The 2,816-nt window shown below is 57.0% G+C and carries 3 protein-coding genes; all 3 read left to right on the top strand.

The genetic code is table 11. The annotated features are described in order from the left end of the window. Positions 1–685, top strand: a 685-nt coding sequence (locus B2W52_RS13850) for a VWA domain-containing protein (protein ID WP_286803601.1), incomplete at its 5' end; no start/stop codon positions are given. Between the two features lie 355 nt (positions 686–1,040). Continuing rightward, positions 1,041–1,589 (top strand): AraC family transcriptional regulator, encoded by a 549-nt coding sequence (locus tag B2W52_RS13845; protein ID WP_273069828.1) that lies wholly within the window; start codon positions 1,041–1,043, stop codon positions 1,587–1,589. A gap of 6 nt (positions 1,590–1,595) precedes the next feature. Beyond that, positions 1,596–2,816, top strand: a 1,221-nt coding sequence (locus tag B2W52_RS13840; RefSeq protein WP_286803599.1) for a tetratricopeptide repeat protein, incomplete at its 3' end; no start/stop codon positions are given.

The raw sequence follows: 2,816 nt of genomic DNA, 5'->3' as shown, positions 1-2,816 counted from the left end.
CTGGGAAAAGCGCGAGTTCAAGGATCTGGACGACAGCGTGACCCTCGGCATCCGCAACATCAAGGTGGCGCTGCGCCGCCTGCGGAAGTTTGCCCGCCAGGGCGCGGCGGACCAACTGGACATGGACGACACGATCCGTTCCACGGCTCGCAATGCCGGATACCTGAACCTGAAGATGGTGCCCGAACGGCATAACGCGGTAAAAGTGCTGATCTTCTTCGATGTGGGCGGTTCCATGGATCCTCATGTTCGTGTCTGTGAGGAGCTGTTCTCCGCCGCACGGCTTGAGTTCAAGCACATGGAATATTTTTACTTCCACAATTTCATCTATGAGAGTGTCTGGAAGAACAATATCCGCCGGATGAACGAAACCACCAGCACCTGGGACATTCTTCACAAGTACACGCCGGACTACAAAGTGATCTTTGTCGGCGACGCGACCATGGCACCCTATGAGATCTCCCATCCCGGTGGCTCGATTGAGCACTGGAACGAGGAAGCAGGCGCCACCTGGTTCCAGCGCATCACCGAGCACTTCCGTAAGGTCGTCTGGATCAATCCGCTCCCGGAGAGTTACTGGGGTAGCGGTGGTTCGTTGGGTATGACCAGGCAGCTCGTTAACGATCACATGTACCCGTTAACCGTTGAAGGCCTTGAGTCGGCCATGAAGCAGCTGAGTAAATAAAAAAAGCCGATGCGGTTGAGGGCATCGGCAAAGCTCGGCATATCAAGCGGGGTTGCCTGAAGGCACTCCCGCCGCTTTCCAGTGAGCAAATACAGGGCCAGTTGATTTAAAAGCTGCTAAAACAGTCGTTTAAAATTCAACTTATCCGCTAAGCCTTCCTGGCGCCCCGATCTCCCTCCTGACTCTGTCAAATAACTCGACACTCTCCCCACTCTTCCGACCGCTTAAGCTTTCGCTGTGCGTTTTCCATTTGGTGATCTGTATACCGTTCTTGGCGGTTACCAAGTGTTACGCTTTCTGCTGATCTGTTACAGAAGTTTGCATGAGTTACAGAGGCTACAAAGGCAGGAGGCTTATGTTCGGCTCACAACAATCACAAAGGCGCCGGATAGAACACCAAAGGTTAGTTCGCTTCGGTGCGGTGGTTCTGTCATTGCTGGCTGTCTCGGTTGCAGCCGCCGACGTGCTTGACGAGGAACTCGAACGCTTGAGTGCGGAGGTCGCCAGTCATTCGGAGCGCGTCTTCAACCTTGAGCAGAAGGTCCTGCATCCAGCCAATACCAGACTGGCAGTTTTTCTGACACTTCAAAGCCGGGATGCGCTCGATATTGATTCCGTCGAGCTCTTCGTGAATGGCCAACCTGTCGCTTCCCACCTGTATTCCGATAGAGAGCGGACATCGCTTGAACGCGGCGGCATCCAGCAGTTGTTCACCGGGAACCTGGAAAACGGCGAGCATGAGTTGAAAACGGTGATTACCGCTCGCTCTGCCGATGATGATTTCGTGCGACGGGAATCCACCCATAGGTTCAGAAAACGCCCCGGCGTACTCCGTTTGCAGATGAGCCTGGAAGCCCGGGCGCCCGATTACGAACCCCGGGTTTCGTTCATGGAGTGGGAGTAGGGCGCCATGATGTTCCGGGTCCTGCTGTTTGTGTTGCCTCTGACTGTTTCCGGTTTTTCCGGGGCGACCACCCCGGCGATGCCGGACGAGGTCCTTTCTGGTCTCAAGCAATTCCGGCAGGCTGGAGAAGTCGGCGTGGATCTTGGGGACAGACGACAGCAAGCGCTCTATGAAGACGCTGAGAAGGCACGAGCCGAAGGCCGCACAGATGAGGCCGGGCGCATCCTGGCCGGTATGAAAGAGGGCTACTGGGCGGCTCTGGGATACCTCAATCTTGCCAGTGATTACGCGAAATCCGATCTTAACCCGGCCAGAGCGCTGGTTGCTCTGCGGGTTGCGTTAGCCATGTCCGATGGTGACGCCGATTCCGAGCGTAGCCAGCATCTGGAGAATAATCTGTTGGTACGTGCGGGCTACCTTGCCTACCAGCACGGCGAATTCGATAAAGCGATCGGCTTTCTGGAGGAGGTCGATCTCGACAGTTTCAACACGCCGCGGGCCCTTTACCTTCACGGCTTGGCGCTGACAGAAAAAGGCAATCACCGGGCCGCTATGCAGAGCTGGCATCGAGCCAGGAAATATCCTTTAGCCTACCCGGGAGTTGCCGACGCATGGATAGGGATGGGGCGCGGCTACGATCTCTCCGGCTATCTCGGGCAGGCTGGAGAAGCCTACCTTGCGGCCAACGCTGCGTTCGAGAGTGAACGGGTCACGCTTCGTAAACTTGCCGGCAAGATTCGCGAACAGGGCGCCTACAAAACCCTGGTGGAAGATGCCAGGGAGACCGGGGTTGACTGGTTTCTTGCCGACAGCCGCACCTTGACTCAACCGCGAATGGCCTATCTGTTGGGCTTCATGGAGGCTCCGGAGGCGCAGAGGGCGGCGGGGCGTGTCGTGTCTCTTCGCACCATGGCGGCAAAGCTGGATCGCCACGGTCATGATCTGCGGGTGTTCGGGGGAGCGCTTGAAGACAAACTCGCCGGCATGCAGAAGCCGTTCGCCGATCAAAGCAAAATGGATCTCTCAGCGCGGGGCAAGGATCTGAGTGCCAGCCTGGAGAGTTTGGCCAATCAAGCCGATCCCGACCAGCAAGCCCGTATTCGCTCCCTTCATAAAACGCTGGCCGACACACAGGCCAGACTGGAACAGGTCCAGGCCAGGGGATCCCGGCAGCCGCAAACGCTGGATCGATTGCGTAGTGAAGCCCTTGCGCTGGAAAGGCGAAAG

It is taken from the genome of Marinobacter sp. UBA2498, from assembly GCF_002341575.1.
Lineage (GTDB): Bacteria > Pseudomonadota > Gammaproteobacteria > Pseudomonadales > Oleiphilaceae > Marinobacter > Marinobacter manganoxydans.
The sequence above is the reverse complement of the archived record's forward strand: the minus strand, read 5'-3'. Positions and strand labels throughout refer to the sequence as shown.